Origin of the sequence: Serratia proteamaculans, assembly GCF_949794035.1 — a bacterium.
GTDB classification, from domain to species: domain Bacteria; phylum Pseudomonadota; class Gammaproteobacteria; order Enterobacterales; family Enterobacteriaceae; genus Serratia; species Serratia proteamaculans.
The window spans coordinates 980725-996639 of sequence record NZ_OX461105.1 but is presented as its reverse complement, the minus strand read 5'-3'; the positions used below and the strand labels follow the sequence as shown (position 1 = coordinate 996639).

Below are 15915 nucleotides of genomic sequence, written 5' to 3'. Positions count from 1 at the left end.
CCACCACTCCTGCCCGCTTTATGCAGTGGTTTTGACCTGCATCCCGTTGATGAGCACATACTGATCTTAGCAACGACGGCTATGGGCACAGGGCTGCTGTCGCAGCCCTAATAACCTCAAATCTCGATCGATTCAGATATCTCCATCGCATCATCGACTTTAATGCCCAGATACCGAACTGTACTTTCCAGTTTCTTGTGGCCCAGAAGGAGTTGGATCACTCTGAGATTCTTTGTTTTCTTGTAGATCAAGTAAGGTTTTGTTCTTCTCATGGAATGCGTGCTGTAAAGAGAATCTTAGAGACCAAGCTTTGCTATCCACCCCTGAAAAATTCGGTTGTATTGCCGGGTTGATATGTGTTGGCAAGTACCGACCGGAACAGGAAGTCTTTACTGTGCAAATTGCCAAGCTACAGCTTCTCTTGTCCCTTTGATTATCTCAAATTGGACAGGGCTACCGATTTTCTGTTGCAACACCGTTGTTCTGCTTGAAACAGAACCACCACATGCAACATCTGATACTTTAAGTTTTACCAGATCACAGCCCCGTAGCTTACTATCCAAAGCCATGTTGAATAGAGCCAGATCGCGCGTTTTACCTTCCAGTTCAAGTCTGACTCGAATCCCCCAGACATGAGATATCTGAAGCGGTCTTTTTTTCCGATGATACGATCTTTGTTCCACAGTGACGTGTTCATACTCAAATATCCTGCCATGTGGAGATTTGAGTATGGTGGTCCCTCAAGAGCGAACAGCTGACATAAATTTTTAGAAACCACGCGGTTTGAAGTTACGCAATAACGTAAATATGATTAATTCCGATCTGCCTGACGCCGTCACTGGACATTATTTCCGAATGTGCTCTTTCGTCCAGGCTATAAAGCACGATTTGCGCGGTGTGAGGGCTATCAATACGGTAGTGGCTGGCACAGGGACACCAGATATGGTCTATCCACATAAACAAAGGATAAGGCGGGATAACTGGAGATAAAACGCGGAACGTCCAGGAAGGGAAAGGATTTAGTTAGAGGGGGAATCTGGGTAACAGAACGGCGCTACCCGGATTTTTCTGAGCAGGGAAAAGTAACCCAGCAGAATACTTCACACGGGTTCGGCTTAGCCATGATTAGGCGCTAGCAGGGGATGTCCAGCCGTTGCGCACAGCCATCACCTGCCATTCTGGTTTCCCGACCTGAATAAACTGATTACAGTAATTGATCAGCCTTCTAATCATTGGATTTTGTGAGGTATATATGAGTATGGGAGTTAATTTCCCCCCTATTTTTTTGAATGTGCAGACTGTAGCGAGCTATAAACAAACTCAATTAGTTGTTTCAGGTTGGGATCTTCAGTTGAAATAAAAACATCTCACAGACCTTTTATATGTGCAGTTATGGCCTGCGTCTTTTTAAGTGAGTCAATAGTCTTCTGATACATGCCACTATCCTTTATTTAATTATTTCCCCCCAACGAAATAGGACACATTGGTACAGATGGTGTTAATGAAAATAAAATAAATCGCTATTAAAAAGGCCGAAAAAGCGGTCTTGTAAGTGCAGCGTGCTATTATTTTTCGAGTCTTTCCCACTGGTTCGCGTAATAGCCGCTTTCACTGCGGCAGCTTTCGCACTTCAGGCTTTCGCTTTCTTCGGACTGCTCATAAGCGGCAAGTAGGTCATCCCCCGTAAGAGTCTGACCACAGTCATTGTGATGACCACCCGGATCGGTGACGCCGGAGCAGTGCTGTCTCAAGGACGGCGCGCTGCTTGCCTGACAGCGAGATAAACACGTTATCAACAGCAAGCTGCGCGATCCCCCTCACTATCTGTGCTTCATTATCAAGAATGCCGTGTGTTATCTGGTGATGCAGAATACTTTCGTTAACGCCCATAAAATCCCCCAGAGGATTGCGAGATGAACGACTGGTACTGCCAGCGCCCCCCTAACGACATGCGTGAGGTTTCGCCAGTATAGAACACGTTTCAATCGCGTTTCAGGAGAATTTACCTGCAGAGGGCGCCAGAATTTCAGCGACCGACGCCCGCTGGCGCCATGCGGATTTGCTTGCAATTAAGGCGGTGGCCGCGCAGCTGCAGCGAGAAGAATGCCAGCAATGGACAGAATACGCTGTTTGTCCAATGTAATCCGGATTTATACTGAAAACCTAAATTACAGTTAACTAAGGGAAACAGATGGCCGTTGAATGGGTAGAGGTGACTGATAATGCCGTTAAAATCGGGCTTGGTTCGCTGATTACGATCTTGGGAGGATGGCTGACACTGAGGCTGACGCAACAACATGAAATTAAAAAGAATGTGCTGGAACTGCGTTTAAAAGAAATCGACAAAAAGATTGAGCGATACATTAATTTTCTCTCTACTACTCAACTACTTATGCAGAGATATCTGTACGAATCATGTGACCCCCGCAGCGAAGATTATGCTGAATATATGAGGCTGCATAATATTGTGACCATCACATCAACGCCGGAAATACGATTGTTAGCTTTTGATACTCAATCGAAAGTCTCCCAGTTTATCCTCGTCAGAAAGCCTAATGAAGATATAGATATCTACCGCAATGCAGCAAGAGATGCATTCGCTCTTTTGCAGGGTATGATGAGTGCTGAAATCCTTCAGGAGAAAACTGCACTTCAAGGCGTTAATAAATCACGCCCATGGTGGAAGTTCTGGCGTAAATAAGATCAATAACTTGGACAGAATAACCTGAACGTCCAAGCTCAAGTGGGGAGGAATAGAAAAAAGGTCGAAAGAACGGCCTCTTGCTGTATCAGCTATTTGACAATAGGTATGAATGTTACATTTTTAGCTGACAGGGCTTCCTCTATAGCATCAACATGTTCAGGCCAGTCCTTTTCTACATCAGTACCGTAATAAGCCAATGGACACCGAAAATTTAGCGCAGCATCCTTTTGTTGCTGAGTTAAATTACGGTCATGCTCATAATCCCTACCAGGGCTCTCATGCATCTCTTTCAAAATTTTCACGGAAAACGTGTCGTAGAATTCTTTAAGTATCATTTATTTTTTCCTCTAACTTCTTTATTTCTGGAGCTGCGGTTTAATAGAAGGTGATCGGACTGGAAAATAAATCTCTGTGATACTACTTCATTCACAGTTAAGCAGTCTGGATTATAACCGGTAACGGGTGCCAGCAATTCAGTAACTGGCGCTCGTTAGCGCCATAGGGATTTGCAGGCAATTGAGAAAGAGATCGCGCAACTGCAGGCATCAGAATGCCAGCAGTCGAGTAAACTTAATCCGTTTCCTTATCACATTCTGGGCATGATCTCTCAATAATAAAACCATCACATTTTTTACATGGTTCCATTTCTACGAACCCACCTTCCCTTCCATAGTAACACCTTTCGTTGAGGCAGACTCCTGCATTATTGTTTCCATCAAATATCAAAGACGGAAATCCGCATTCAGGACATTCCAGGTAATTTGACATGTCAATATCTGTATTTTTATAATCACAGCAAATACAATAAGTTTCAACAGGGTAACCAGTACCTTTGTACAATATAAAGTGGGAATGGTTCTCACACTTTGGACAAAGAGCTAAATAGCTATCTGTATCACCTTGTATTCTAAGAAATGTCTTTTCAGCATTTATAATCTGTTTTTCAAGCAATGAGTTGTATTGATTGACGTAATCAAGCTCAGATAAAATAATTTTAAAGGATGGTTTGAAAACTTCAACATAAAGGCTTAATAGTAACTTTGATAATATCTCTGGTGATATTTCGATTGCAAAATGTTGTATTTTGTTCCTTTCTTTTGCTAATCCCTTGACAATGTTGAGTTTTCCTTCAAAGCTATTCGGATAATGCTTCATAACTTCATCGCACAAACTATTTATATCTATTGATTTTAATTTGTATGACTCATCCTCGGAAGGAGAAAGAGGGGCTTGGCAAATTTTGAATAAAGAGTTTTTGTCGAATATAAGTATAATATTTACTCTGCTCAATATTTCTTTTAAAATCAATTCCGAACCATGAAACATATTTATTAAACATTGTTTGTATCTACGCGGCGTGAACTCTTTCTTTGCATCGTAAAAATACTCTAACCCTAGGTCAATAGAATCTAGGGCGTTTTCGATGAGTGAAAATTTAACTAATTTATTTTTATCCATATCAGATCCTAATTATACGTCATGAATATATTGCGTTAGCGATAATTCATAATTTTTTGTATTTATTTTTATCATGACACCATTTTTTTAGATGATTTACGAAATATCTAGATAAGCGAGTACTAATCTCAAATTTTTAATGGTTTCTACGATATTATCCTCAATAACCAGCTCGTTAATAATTACCTGGTTTTTCTGTTCCTCGCTCATAACTGCCGATCAGATATCTCGGTATCAGTAAGATTCGAAAGCCTCTCACTTATGGACAGAATTATCTAAACGTCCAAAGAGCGCGCAATTTAATGCTAAAAAGTTAACAGCTGATCTTCCGATTTTGGCACAAAGCCGACTGTCAGATAAGGTTCCGCCGCTGAGATCCCCAAATAAAAATGGCACAGTCCAATGAACTGCGCCCCTGCATTTCCTAAACCTCGTACCAAACCTTAGCTACGAACCAAATCATCACCATAACCGATCCACTTATAGGTGGTCAGTGCGTCCAGACCCATCGGGCCGCGGGCGTGCAGTTTCTGGGTGCTGACGGCTACTTCTGCGCCCAGGCCGAACTGGCCGCCGTCGGTGAAGCGGGTGCTGGCGTTGACGTACACTGCGCTTGAGTCCACCGCACGCACGAAGTGCTCGGCGCTGCTCAGTGAACGGGTGAGGATCGCGTCGGAGTGGCTGGTGCCGTGGGTGCGGATATGGTCGATGGCCTGATCGATGTCATCCACCAGCGCCACGTTCAAATCCAACGACAGCCATTCGTCGTCGTAATCTTCCGCCGCTACCGCTACCACCGTTGCCGGGCCGTCTTGCAGCAGTGGCATGGCGTTCTCCGCTGCGTGCAGGGTGACGCCGACCGCCGCCATTCTGCTGCTCAGTGCTGGCAGGAACTCTGCGGCGATGTTGCGATTCACCAGCAGTGTTTCCAGCGAGTTACAGGCGCTTGGGCGTTGGATTTTGGCGTTCTCGATCACCGTCAGTGCTTTGTCGAAATCGACGCTGTCATCCACGTAGGTGTGACAAACGCCGATACCGCCGGTGATCACCGGAATGGTCGACTGTTCGCGGCACAGCTTGTGCAGGCCCGCGCCACCGCGTGGGATCAGCATGTCGACGTAGCGATCCAGGCGCAGCAGTTCATTCACCAGGGCGCGATCCGGGCTTTCAATCGCCTGTACCGCCGCTGCCGGCAGGCCACACTGTTCCAGCGCCTGCTGGATCACCTTCACCGTCGCCTGGTTGGTGTGGTGGGTTTCTTTACCGCCACGCAGGATCACCGCGTTGCCGGTTTTCAGGCACAGGCTGGCGACGTCGATGGTGACGTTCGGCCGTGCTTCATAAATCACGCCAATCACGCCAAGCGGTACCCGACGGCGTTCCAGCTTCAAGCCACTGTCCAGCAGGCTGCCGTCCAATACGTGGCCGACCGGGTCGTTCAGGCGGCATACCTGACGCACGTCATTGGCGATCGCCGCCAGGCGTGCCGGGGTCAGCAACAGGCGATCGAGCAACGCTTCGGTCATCCCGCTGGCGCGTGCCTGTTCCATGTCCTGTTCGTTAGCCTGTAAAATCACTTCGCTTTCGGCTTCCAGTTTGTCGGCAATCACCGACAACACCTGGTTTTTCTTCGCCGTGCTCAGCACCGCCAGTTGCCAGGAAGCCTGCTTGGCGGCCTTCCCCATCTGCTCTAGCATGCTCACTCCTTAGCTGACAATCATATCGTCGCGGTGTACTGCCACCGGGCCGTATTCATAACCGAGAATTTCGCTGATTTCCTGCGAGTGGTGACCGGCAATCATGCGCATCGCGTCGCTGTTATAACGGCTGACGCCGTGCGCCAGATCGCGCCCCGTCAGGTTGCGGATGCGGATCACTTCCCCACGGGAGAAATCGCCTTTGACTTCGCGAATGCCCTTCGGCAGCAGTGAACTGCCGCGCGCCATAATGGCATCGACCGCACCGTCGTCGACGGTGATCTCACCGGCCGGAGGTGCGCCGAAGATCCAGCGTTTGCGGTTTTCCAATGGGGTTTCCAGCGCGTGGAAACGGGTGCCCACCGGTTTGCCTTCAATCACGTCACTCACTACGCCCGGTTTGCTGCCGGCCGCAATGATCACGTCGATACCGGCGCGGCAGGCCACGTCGGCGGCTTGCAGCTTGGTGCCCATTCCACCGGTACCCAGGCCGGAAACGCTGTCGCCAGCGATGGCGCGCAGTGCGTCGTCGATACCGTGCACTTCACGGATCAGCTCTGCCTGCGGGTTATTACGTGGGTCGGCGGTGTACAGCCCCTGCTGATCGGTCAGCAACAACAGTTTATCGGCCCCGGCCAGGATCGCCGCCAATGCCGACAGGTTGTCGTTGTCGCCCACCTTGATTTCTGCGGTCGCTACCGCGTCGTTCTCATTGATTACCGGCACGATACGGTTGTCCAGCAACGCCGTCATGGTGTCACGCGCGTTGAGGAAGCGTTCGCGGTCTTCCAGATCGGCGCGCGTCAGCAACATCTGCCCGACGTGGATGCCATAAATGGAGAACAGTTGCTCCCACAGTTGGATCAACCGGCTCTGCCCGACCGCCGCCAGCAACTGCTTGGAGGCGATGGTGGCGGGGAGTTCGGGGTAGCCCAAATGCTCGCGCCCGGCGGCAATCGCGCCAGAGGTGACGATAACGATGCGGTGACCCGCTGCATGCTGTTGTGCGCACTGGCGAACCAGTTCGACAATATGGGCACGGTTAAGACGCAGCGATCCGCCGGTCAACACGCTGGTGCCCAATTTCACAACCAGTGTCTGGCTGCCGTTCATAGTGTTTCTGCCGTGTAAGATGAGAAGAATAGTGCAAAGGACTTTGTAACAGGAGAGACGCGTTATGCCAACAGGCACAACGCGAAATCAGCAGAATACTTGCGGTCAAACGGGGTCAGGCGGAAAGTTTAATCAATTTTTCTTTGAAATCAGCGGCCGGTTCAAGCGTCAGCTCCATGGTGGCCAGCAGATCGCCCAGACGACGATGGAAATCACGCAGGGTGGTTTCCAGCTTGGTTTTTACTTCAGTATCCTTAATCTTTTCCGGCGTCCACTGCCCTTTCTTATCAAACAGGCCAAACTGATAGGCGTAGGTGAAACGCGTATCTTCAGCATGCAGTTCGATCCACCAACCCCAAAACTCTCGCAGCTCTGGAGCAGGCTTAACATTGACGCAGACGGCTAAACAATCAAAGAAAAAACGGTCGTTCTCACATTGCCCTTCACGCAGATACGGCCCCAAGCTGGCGAAACGTTTCATTAGTCGGCTTTTAGGGTGACCACTCGGTAACGTCATTCTTAAGCTCCTCAATGTAGACCACTCTTTTTAACAAATTGTTAAAATTTAGCAACTATTTAACGCATTTTATCTTTCATCCAATGAGACATTTGCTGCAGCGCCTTGTGAAAACTGCTGTACACCGGCTTGCGCGGTATGGCGATCAATTTGCCGTCCATCGAGGATGAAGCGATCAGCTGCGCCTCTTCTTTCGGGCTGAGCGGATCCTGATCCCAGTAACCGGCCAGCATCGGCGTCGGGCAGCGGCGGCCCAACAGCCCCTGATTTTTCAACGAATAGCTGTTCAGCTCGACCTTCAGCACATGGTCCGAAGCGTTGGCCATGCCCATCCGGCTGGCCAGCACGTCCATATACATGTCCGGCACGTTCTTCTGGGTGTTGATGTCGCACAGCAGGCGATGCACCACCGGCCCCAGGCAGGCCACGCCACGCAGCCGCTGTGGTTCCAGATAGGCTAACCGGACGGCCACATTGGCACCAAAGCGGAAGCCAAACGCGGTGACGCGCTGATGGTCAATCCAGGGCACTGAGGCTAATTGGGTCAGCACCTGCTGATGCAGAAAGCTGGAATCCTGGGTTAGCTTCCACTTATAAGAAGAACCGATGGAAGGCATATCAATGGTCAGCATGGCGATGCCCTGCGGTGCCAGATAATCGCGGAACAGGCGGTGATAGTCGGTCTGCAGGGTATCCAGGCTGCCGCACATAAAGACCGTCGGGAACGGCGCTTCGCCCTTCTCCGGCAAATGCAGGAAGCCGGTAATGCTGCTGCCGCCTTCAATGCGGAATTCCAGCTCTTTCAACTGGTACGGCAATAACAGCGCGGCTTCTTCGTAAGCCCGGTTGGACAACGACTCCGCCTGCTCGGCCAACTCGTCGCCTTTCAGGTGCGGGTAGCCGGCAATGCTGTAAAAGTTGGCGGCGTTGAGCCAGTACTGGCCGCCAATCAGCGGATCCTGTTGTTCCAGCGCACGCTGTTGCCAGAGCATGCCCTGATGCACCCATTCGTAGATCCAGTTGCCGTTACGGTAACCGATCACGGTATCCAGCCATTTGTCGTTGGTGTGTTCCACATCCGCGACCGCAATGCGTGCCAGCACTTCGTTGATTTCAATCGGATCAACACCGCGCCAGGCCCACAACAGCGGGTTGAGCATGCGGTACCAATTGCTGACGGTGTCGCCTTCCAGTGTGGAATGCAGATCGGCGCTGACTTTGTTGCGCGCGCGCAGTACCAGAGTTGAGGTCTCAGGGTGTTTAAATGAGGGTTTGAACAGGATTTCAGAAAGGTTGGCTTGTGCCATGGTAACAACAGCCTCCGTAAATCTGGTAATAGGCCGCAAACAGCCTAATCAACTGGAGGTAGTGTACCTAACTCTGGAGCGATAAAGCAAAATAACGCAAACGCCCGGCAGAACCGGGCGTTTTGGTGAATCAGCGTGGCTAGCTTAACGGCCGCCGATCGGTGGCACGAAGGTCACCGCCATGTCCCATGGCTGCTCGATCCAAGTATCCTGTGGGATATCAACCACATAGTCATCAACCAGCGGACGACCTGCCGGCTTGGCGAAGATGGTGACGAAATGCGCTTTCGGGTACATATCACGGATCGCTTTCGCGGTGCCGCCGGTATCCACCAGATCGTCGATAACGATAAAGCCTTCACCGTCGCCTTCGGCGCGCTTGAGCACTTTCATTTCGCGTTGGTTGTCATGGTCATAGCTGGAGATGCAGACGGTATCCACATAACGGATGCTCAACTCACGCGCTAACAGAGAGGCCGGAACCAGACCGCCACGGCTGACGGCAATAATGCCCTTCCATTGGTCAGCAGGCAGCAGGCGGTGAGCCAGTTTGCGCGCTTGCATTTGCAGCATGTCCCAGGTAACAACGTATTTTTCGCTCATAGAATGGTGTCCCAGCCAGCAGTGGTGCGGCTTACTCAGTAATCAGGGGAAAAAAGGTTGCGCGAGATTATAAAGACTGGACGCACCAAATACCAGTTGTACCTTGGAAATCATAAGTATTTCGTCTGGTGATTGATGCTGCATAAATGAGCAATGACGCATCAAACTAGTGTGATCAAGCGCTTAAACAGCGCAATACGGCACGGGCACCGCCCGGAAGAAAGTGATATTCTCTGGAGATCGTGCCACGAAGCACAGATGCCCCTAACCCTAACCGAGCGGCATTCCCGCATTGCCGAGAATGCTGTTACAGGAGACTTATAGTGTCTGAATTGTCTCAACTTTCGCCACAGCCGCTGTGGGATATTTTTGCCAAAATCTGCTCTATTCCGCATCCTTCTTATCATGAAGAAGCGCTGGCACAGCACATCCTCGAGTGGGCCAAAGAGAAACACCTGCACGCCGAGCGTGACCATGTAGGCAACATCCTGCTGCGTAAACCTGCCACCAAAGGCATGGAAAACCGCAAACCGGTCGCCCTGCAGGCGCACCTGGATATGGTGCCGCAGAAAAATAACGACACCGTGCACGACTTCGCCAAGGATCCGATCCTGCCGTACATTGACGGCGAGTGGATCAAGGCCCGTGGTACCACGCTGGGTGCCGACAACGGTATCGGTATGGCTTCCGCGCTGGCAGTGCTGGCCGACGACAGCGTCGAGCACGGTCCACTGGAAGTGCTGCTGACCATGACCGAAGAAGCAGGTATGGACGGCGCATTCGGCCTGCAGGCGAACTGGCTGCAGGCGGATATCCTGATCAACACCGACTCCGAAGAGGAAGGCGAGATCTACATGGGTTGCGCCGGGGGTATCGATTTCATCACCACCCTGCCGCTGCAGCGCGAAGCCGTGCCTGCCGGTTATCAAACCCTGAAACTGACGCTCAAAGGCCTGAAAGGCGGCCACTCTGGCGCTGATATCCACGTCGGGCTGGGCAACGCCAACAAACTGCTGGCACGCTTCCTGTTCGATCATAGCGCTGAGCTGAATCTGCGCCTGCTGGATCTGAACGGCGGCACGCTGCGTAATGCTATCCCGCGTGAGGCCTCTGCGGTGGTTGCCGTACCGGCCGAGAAAGCCGATGCGCTGAAAGCGCTGAGCCAGGCGTTCCTGGCGACCCTGCAAAACGAGCTGGCGGCCAAAGAGAAGAACATCACCGTGCTGCTGGAGCCTGTCACCAGCACCTCTCAGGCGATGACTGCCGACAGCCAACAGCGTTTTGTGGCGCTGCTGAACGGTACGCCAAACGGTGTGATCCGCATGAGCGACGCGGTGAAAGGCGTGGTGGAAACCTCACTGAACGTGGGCGTGGTTACCACCAGCGACAGCGAAGCAGAAATCATCTGCCTGATCCGCTCGCTGATCGACAGTGGTAAAGACTACGTGGTCGGCATGCTGACCGCACTGGGCCAGTTGGCCAACGCCAAGGTCGCACCAAAAGGCGGCTACCCAGGCTGGCAGCCAGACGCAGACTCACCGGTCATGCATCTGGTGCGCGAGATCTATCAGGACCTGTTCAACAAGACGCCGAACATCATGGTGATCCACGCCGGTCTGGAATGCGGCCTGTTCAAAAAGCCGTACCCGAATATGGATATGGTATCGATTGGGCCAACCATCACTGGGCCACACTCGCCGGATGAGCAGGTGCATATCGAAAGCGTGGGTCTGTATTGGAAATTGCTGACCGCACTGCTGAAGGCCATCCCAGAGCGCGCGTAATGTTACAGATGATTTAGTGATTAAACCAAAGGCGCAAATATTTGCGCCTTTGTTATTCCCAGGGCAGCAGCAGTTGCCGTTCCAGCTGCGGATCCAGCAGCGTCACGTGCAACCCGACCAGTCGCACCCCGCGCCCTTCACGCCGCTCACGCCAGACCTGCCGCGCCACGTTGATCAAATCGTCTTTATTCAGTACCGGCCAGACGTGTTCCTGGGTGGTTTGCTGGAAATCCTGAAACTTGAATTTTACCCCTTGCCGGGCGATATGCAGATCCGGTTTCACCTTACGCAACCGCAGTTCCAGCTCGGGATAAAGCTTGTCGACAATCAGTGTTTCACAATCCTCCCAGTCATGAATATCTTCCGCCAGCGTACGCTCAACCCCCACCGACTTACGCAGCCGCTCTGACGAGACCTCACGCAGATCGATCCCCTGACAACGCTCCCACAGGACCCGGCCAAATTTGCCGAAGCGCTTTAACAGCAACACCAGATCATACTGCTGCACGTCGGCACAGGTGATTAGCCCCACTTCTTCCAGCCGTTTGGCCGTGACTTTGCCCACGCCGGGAATTTTACTCAGCGGCAACTGCTGTAAAAACGCCGGCACCTGCGCCGGCGTGATAACGTATTGTCCGTTCGGTTTATTCAGCTCTGAGGCAATCTTGGCGAGGAACTTGATCGGCGCGATACCGGCAGAGGCAGTGAGGTTGAGTTCATCAGAGATAGTCTGGCGGATTTGTTCGGCGATCAGCGTCGCCGAACCGTTGCACTGGCTGCAGTCAGTCACGTCCAGATAGGCTTCATCCAGTGACAGCGGCTCAATCAACGGGGTGTAACGGGCAAAGATTTCACGGATATGCTGCGAGGCTTCTTTATACGCCGCCATGCGGCCGGGCAGCAGTTTCAGGTGTGGGCAAAGCTTGAGCGCCATCGCCGTCGACATCGCACTGTGCACGCCATAGCGACGGGCAGGATAGTTGGCGGTGCTGATCACCCCACGCCGGTCGGCACTGCCGCCGATCGCCAATGGAATATCGCGCAGGCTGGGATCGTCGCGCATTTCTACCGCCGCGAAGAAGCAGTCCATATCGACATGAATGATTTTACGCATCTCGCCTCCAATAACACTGTATAAGTATACAGGCAACAATGGAAAGCTCAAGCCTCGGCTCCACTCGGAGAAAACAGGGTTTCACCCAATTATCTTCGACTTGTTAAAAAAGCGTAATTTTTCAATAGTACGCTGTGGCAAATTAACCGCCGCGCTTACTGATAACAATAACGCTACGCACAGGATGGTGCCCTACATGAAAACATTATCGGTCTATTTATTAGCTTCAGCCTTATCCCTGATATCCCTTGCCGCTACCGCCGCCCCCGCCATTATCGCTCACCGTGGTGGAACGGCCGACGCCCCTGAAAATACCCGCGTCGCCATTGAAACCGCACTGAAAAACGGTGCCGATGCCATTTGGATCACCCTGCAGGAATCCAAAGACGGGGTGATTGTGTTGTACCGCCCTTCGGATCTAAAGGCGCTGACCAATCAGCAGGGGTTGGTCTCTGCCTTTACCGCCGCGCAACTGGCAAAAGTTGACGCCGGTTGGTCATTTGCCAAAGGGGAGACTCATCCGTTCCGCGGTAAGGGCATTGGTATTCCCCGGCTGGATGAGATCCTCAACGCCTTCCCCAAGGTCAATTTCTATCTGGATATCAAATCACCGGACGCTGACCCGGCCCAGTTCGGCAAAGCCCTGCTGGCAACGCTGGAAAAGACCCACAGCCTGAACCGCACCCGCGTGTACTCCACCGATGCCAAATATCTGCAGGCGCTGCCACCGGCGATTAAACGTTTTGAGACCCGCGATGAAACCCGCGACCTGCTGGCGAATATCAGCCTGTCACACCTGTGTGAGCTGAAGCCAGACAATCAGCAACCACGCTGGTACGGGCTGGAACTGAAACGTGAAGTGGAAGTGGTGGAGAAATTTACCCTGGGTGAAGGGCGCTCCAAAGCGTTTCTGACCTGGGATAAAGAATCGATCGACTGCTTCCGTTCGCAAGGACCGGCGCACATCATTCTGTTCGGTATCAACTCACCGGCGGAATACCAGCAGGCGCTGGCGCTAGGCGTAGACGGGGTTATGGTTAACTCACCGGCCGAAGCAAAGAGCTTCGTTAAGGCCAAATAACTGATGTAAAAAGGGGCGCTGCATGCGCCCCTGTTATTCAGATGATCCGGTGTTTTTCCAACTGCTGCTGGCGCAGCGCCTCTTTCTCCAGACGCTTTTTACGGGCATCGCAGGGTTCAGGACAGTCGCAGACTTTATCCATCCCCAGCGCCGTAATGCCGCCGCAACTGCCCTGCAGGCTTTTACGCTTGAACACGTAACCCAATGACATCCCGCCGACAATCAGCAGAAACAACACGAAGCTGGCGACAAATACTGTCAACATAGCGACCTCATCAGCTCTTATTCAAATAGGGTTTGAACGCCTCGGAGTAGCGCTCTTCAAAACCTTTAGCGGTTTTTACAATCATGAACACCGGGATCCCCATCAGGTTCGCCAGCGCCATGCCGCGTTCCGGCCCCAGTACGTTCAGCCCGGTCGACAGGCCGTCGGCAGCCATACAGGTCGGGCTCAACACGGTGACCGAGACCAGATGGTGGTGGATCGGCTTGCCGGTGACCGGATCTATGGTATGCGAATAACGCACGCCGCCCTGCTCGAAGTAGTTGCGGTAATCCCCCGAAGTAGCGATCGACATCTCGCCCGGTTGGATCACCAACTGCGCCTTCTGCTCCATGCCGGCGGTTGGCCGTTCAATGGCGATACGCCACGGTTTTTTCTCACCGTTATGGCCGCGAGTCCGTACCTCACCGCCAATATCCACCATGTAGTTCTTAACCTGCTGCGATTGCAGGTACTGGGCAATCACATCCACCCCATAGCCCTTGGCGATCGAGGAAAGATCGACATACAGCTCAGGAATGCTCTTTACCAATGCGTTGCCCTGCACCGACAGTTTGTCGATCCCGGTCCAGGCGCGGCGTTGCTCCAGCTCGGCGGCGCTCGGTACTTTATCCGGGCGCCCTTCCGGGCCAAAGCCCCACAGATTAACCAACGGCCCGACGGTCACATCCAGCGCACCGTCGGTGACGCGGTTGATACGCAACGCCTCCAGCACCACCTCGGTGGTCGCTGCCGATACCGGGAAGGGTTTATCCACCGCGCGGCTGGCGTTGAAGCGGCTCAGTTCAGAGCCCGGCCGGTAGGTGGACATTTGGTCGTTCACCAATTCCAGTCGCTTGTCGATCTCCGCCTGCATTTTGGTGGCAGACGGCGTGTCGTCCCCAGTGACATAGCGGATCGAATAAGAGGTCCCCATGGTTTTGCCATCGAGATTCACCTGCTCCGGTCCGCAGCCGGTCAATAACAGGGTAGCACTGAGCGCCACCGTGGTCATTAACCCCTTCATTGCCCCTGCACGCATTTAGCCACCAAAGTCATCAAGCATGATATTTTCGTCTTCGACGCCCAGATCTTTCAACATCTTGATCACCGCGGCGTTCATCATTGGCGGACCGCACATGTAGAATTCGCAGTCTTCCGGCGCCGGGTGGTTACGCAGATAGTTCTCCAGCAGAACATTATGGATAAAGCCGGTGTAACCCGTCCAGTTATCCTCAGGCTGCGGATCGGAAAGCGCCACATGCCAGGTGAAGTTCTCGTTCTCTGCCTGCAGTTGGTTGAAATCTTCCTCGTAGAACATTTCACGCAGTGAACGCGCGCCGTACCAGAAGGTGATTTTGCGCTTCGACTTCAGGCGGTTGAGCTGGTCAAAGATATGTGAACGCATCGGCGCCATACCGGCACCACCGCCGATAAAGATCATTTCCGCGTCGGTCTCCTTGGCGAAGAACTCGCCGAACGGCCCGGAGATGGTCACCTTGTCACCGGCTTTCAACGACCAGATATAAGAAGACATAATGCCCGGTGGCACGTCCGGATCACGCGGTGGCGGCGTAGCGATACGCACGTTGAGCATGATGATGCCCTTCTCGTCCGGGTAGTTGGCCATTGAGTAGGCGCGCACCGTGGTTTCATTCACCACTGAGCGGTAGCGGAACAGGTTGAACTTGTCCCAGTCGCCACGGTATTCGTCCGGTACTTCAAAATCGGCATAGCTGATGTCGTGCGCTGGCGCTTCGATCTGGATAAAACCACCGGCGCGGAACGGCACGTCTTCCCCATCAGGGATTTTCAGCTTCAGCTCTTTGATAAAGGTGGCTTTGTTATCATTGGAGATAACTTCGCATTCCCACTTCTTCACGCCAAAGATTTCTTCCGGCAGCTCGATTTTCAGGTTCTGCTTCACGTTCACCTGGCAAGCCAGGCGACAGCCCTCTTTCGCTTCACGCTTGTTGATGTGCGACAGCTCGGTCGGCAGGATATCGCCGCCGCCCTCTTTGATCACCACCCGACACTGGCCGCAGGAACCGCCGCCGCCGCAGGCGGACGAAACGAAAATCCCCTGGCTGGAGAGCATATTCAGCAGCTTGTCGCCCGCCGGAGCGGTAAAGCTTTTGTCCAGATCGCCGTTCACTTCCACCGCAATGTCACCGGTGTTCACCAGCTTGGACTTAGCGAACAGGATGAGCAGCACCAGCACCATAACGATGCCGGTAAACATCGCGACGCCTAAAATAATTTCCATAAATTCTTC

General features: G+C 52.4%; 14 protein-coding genes and 1 pseudogene. 3 read left to right on the top strand and 12 right to left on the bottom strand.

Annotated features, from left to right (window positions below):
* Window positions 1-116: 116 nt before the first annotated feature.
* A pseudogene (locus QOT07_RS04610) lies at window positions 117-697 on the bottom strand (tyrosine-type recombinase/integrase).
* 1494 nt (window positions 698-2191) lie between these two features.
* On the opposite strand from QOT07_RS04610, the gene QOT07_RS04605 reads away from it, so the two are divergent.
* On the top strand, window positions 2192-2701 hold the full coding sequence (locus tag QOT07_RS04605; RefSeq protein WP_283602629.1) for a peptidase M14: 510 nt from the start codon (window positions 2192-2194) through the stop codon (window positions 2699-2701).
* A 92-nt stretch (window positions 2702-2793) separates the two neighbouring features.
* On the opposite strand, the gene QOT07_RS04600 is transcribed toward QOT07_RS04605, so the two are convergent.
* The 7 genes from QOT07_RS04600 to gpt all read right to left on the bottom strand — a co-directional run bounded on the left by QOT07_RS04600 (window position 2794) and on the right by gpt (window position 9399).
* A complete protein-coding gene (locus tag QOT07_RS04600) occupies window positions 2794-3039 on the bottom strand; it encodes a hypothetical protein (RefSeq protein WP_283602628.1) in 246 nt (81 codons plus the stop codon).
* A gap of 235 nt (window positions 3040-3274) precedes the next feature.
* Window positions 3275-4162, bottom strand: a complete 888-nt coding sequence (locus QOT07_RS04595) for a hypothetical protein (RefSeq protein WP_283602627.1) — start codon at window positions 4160-4162, stop codon at window positions 3275-3277.
* 443 nt (window positions 4163-4605) lie between these two features.
* Window positions 4606-5859, bottom strand: a complete 1254-nt coding sequence (proA, locus tag QOT07_RS04590; protein WP_283602626.1) for a glutamate-5-semialdehyde dehydrogenase — start codon at window positions 5857-5859, stop codon at window positions 4606-4608.
* A gap of 9 nt (window positions 5860-5868) precedes the next feature.
* Window positions 5869-6972, bottom strand: coding sequence for a glutamate 5-kinase (gene proB, locus QOT07_RS04585; RefSeq protein WP_085115352.1), 1104 nt, complete (start codon window positions 6970-6972; stop codon window positions 5869-5871).
* A 115-nt stretch (window positions 6973-7087) separates the two neighbouring features.
* On the bottom strand, window positions 7088-7489 hold the full coding sequence (gene crl, locus QOT07_RS04580) for a sigma factor-binding protein Crl (protein ID WP_261427472.1): 402 nt from the start codon (window positions 7487-7489) through the stop codon (window positions 7088-7090).
* Window positions 7490-7548: 59 nt separating this feature from the next.
* Entirely contained in the window at window positions 7549-8796 is a 1248-nt protein-coding gene (gene frsA, locus QOT07_RS04575; protein WP_261427475.1) for an esterase FrsA, read from the bottom strand.
* Window positions 8797-8940: 144 nt separating this feature from the next.
* Entirely contained in the window at window positions 8941-9399 is a 459-nt protein-coding gene (gpt, locus tag QOT07_RS04570; RefSeq protein WP_085115349.1) for a xanthine phosphoribosyltransferase, read from the bottom strand.
* 323 nt (window positions 9400-9722) lie between these two features.
* On the opposite strand from gpt, the gene pepD reads away from it, so the two are divergent.
* Window positions 9723-11183: a beta-Ala-His dipeptidase gene (gene pepD / locus QOT07_RS04565; protein ID WP_112347790.1), complete on the top strand. Its 1461-nt coding sequence runs from the start codon at window positions 9723-9725 to the stop codon at window positions 11181-11183.
* Between the two features lie 52 nt (window positions 11184-11235).
* Here the strand turns inward: pepD and dinB are convergent, their stop codons facing one another.
* Window positions 11236-12297: a DNA polymerase IV gene (gene dinB / locus QOT07_RS04560; protein ID WP_099064922.1), complete on the bottom strand. Its 1062-nt coding sequence runs from the start codon at window positions 12295-12297 to the stop codon at window positions 11236-11238.
* Between the two features lie 196 nt (window positions 12298-12493).
* On the opposite strand from dinB, the gene QOT07_RS04555 reads away from it, so the two are divergent.
* Entirely contained in the window at window positions 12494-13378 is an 885-nt protein-coding gene (locus QOT07_RS04555) for a glycerophosphodiester phosphodiesterase family protein (RefSeq protein ID WP_099064923.1), read from the top strand.
* 37 nt (window positions 13379-13415) lie between these two features.
* On the opposite strand, the gene nqrM is transcribed toward QOT07_RS04555, so the two are convergent.
* Genes nqrM through nqrF form a run of 3 tightly spaced genes read right to left on the bottom strand, consistent with a single transcriptional unit; the run spans window position 13416 to window position 15906 of the window.
* Window positions 13416-13643 carry a (Na+)-NQR maturation NqrM gene (nqrM, locus tag QOT07_RS04550; protein WP_012005403.1) on the bottom strand — a complete coding sequence of 76 codons (228 nt, stop codon included), beginning with the start codon at window positions 13641-13643 and terminating at the stop codon, window positions 13416-13418.
* A 10-nt stretch (window positions 13644-13653) separates the two neighbouring features.
* Window positions 13654-14682 (bottom strand): FAD:protein FMN transferase, encoded by a 1029-nt coding sequence (locus QOT07_RS04545; RefSeq protein ID WP_099064924.1) that lies wholly within the window; start codon window positions 14680-14682, stop codon window positions 13654-13656.
* Complete coding sequence (gene nqrF / locus QOT07_RS04540) at window positions 14683-15906, bottom strand: NADH:ubiquinone reductase (Na(+)-transporting) subunit F (RefSeq protein ID WP_099064925.1); 1224 nt, start codon at window positions 15904-15906, stop codon at window positions 14683-14685. It lies immediately after the preceding gene.
* Window positions 15907-15915 lie beyond the last annotated feature (9 nt).

Excerpts from the sequence above, each read along its gene's own strand:
- QOT07_RS04605 (WP_283602629.1), top strand. The coding sequence starts at position 2,192 with ATGGCCGTTGAATGGGTAGAGGTGACTGATAATGCCGTTAAAATCGGG.
- QOT07_RS04600 (WP_283602628.1), bottom strand. The coding sequence starts at position 3,039 with ATGATACTTAAAGAATTCTACGACACGTTTTCCGTGAAAATTTTGAAA.
- QOT07_RS04595 (WP_283602627.1), bottom strand. The coding sequence starts at position 4,162 with ATGGATAAAAATAAATTAGTTAAATTTTCACTCATCGAAAACGCCCTA.
- proA (WP_283602626.1), bottom strand. The coding sequence starts at position 5,859 with ATGCTAGAGCAGATGGGGAAGGCCGCCAAGCAGGCTTCCTGGCAACTG.
- proB (WP_085115352.1), bottom strand. The coding sequence starts at position 6,972 with ATGAACGGCAGCCAGACACTGGTTGTGAAATTGGGCACCAGCGTGTTG.
- crl (WP_261427472.1), bottom strand. The coding sequence starts at position 7,489 with ATGACGTTACCGAGTGGTCACCCTAAAAGCCGACTAATGAAACGTTTC.
- frsA (WP_261427475.1), bottom strand. The coding sequence starts at position 8,796 with ATGGCACAAGCCAACCTTTCTGAAATCCTGTTCAAACCCTCATTTAAA.
- gpt (WP_085115349.1), bottom strand. The coding sequence starts at position 9,399 with ATGAGCGAAAAATACGTTGTTACCTGGGACATGCTGCAAATGCAAGCG.
- dinB (WP_099064922.1), bottom strand. The coding sequence starts at position 12,297 with ATGCGTAAAATCATTCATGTCGATATGGACTGCTTCTTCGCGGCGGTA.
- QOT07_RS04555 (WP_099064923.1), top strand. The coding sequence starts at position 12,494 with ATGAAAACATTATCGGTCTATTTATTAGCTTCAGCCTTATCCCTGATA.
- nqrM (WP_012005403.1), bottom strand. The coding sequence starts at position 13,643 with ATGTTGACAGTATTTGTCGCCAGCTTCGTGTTGTTTCTGCTGATTGTC.
- QOT07_RS04545 (WP_099064924.1), bottom strand. The coding sequence starts at position 14,682 with ATGCGTGCAGGGGCAATGAAGGGGTTAATGACCACGGTGGCGCTCAGT.
- nqrF (WP_099064925.1), bottom strand. The coding sequence starts at position 15,906 with ATGGAAATTATTTTAGGCGTCGCGATGTTTACCGGCATCGTTATGGTG.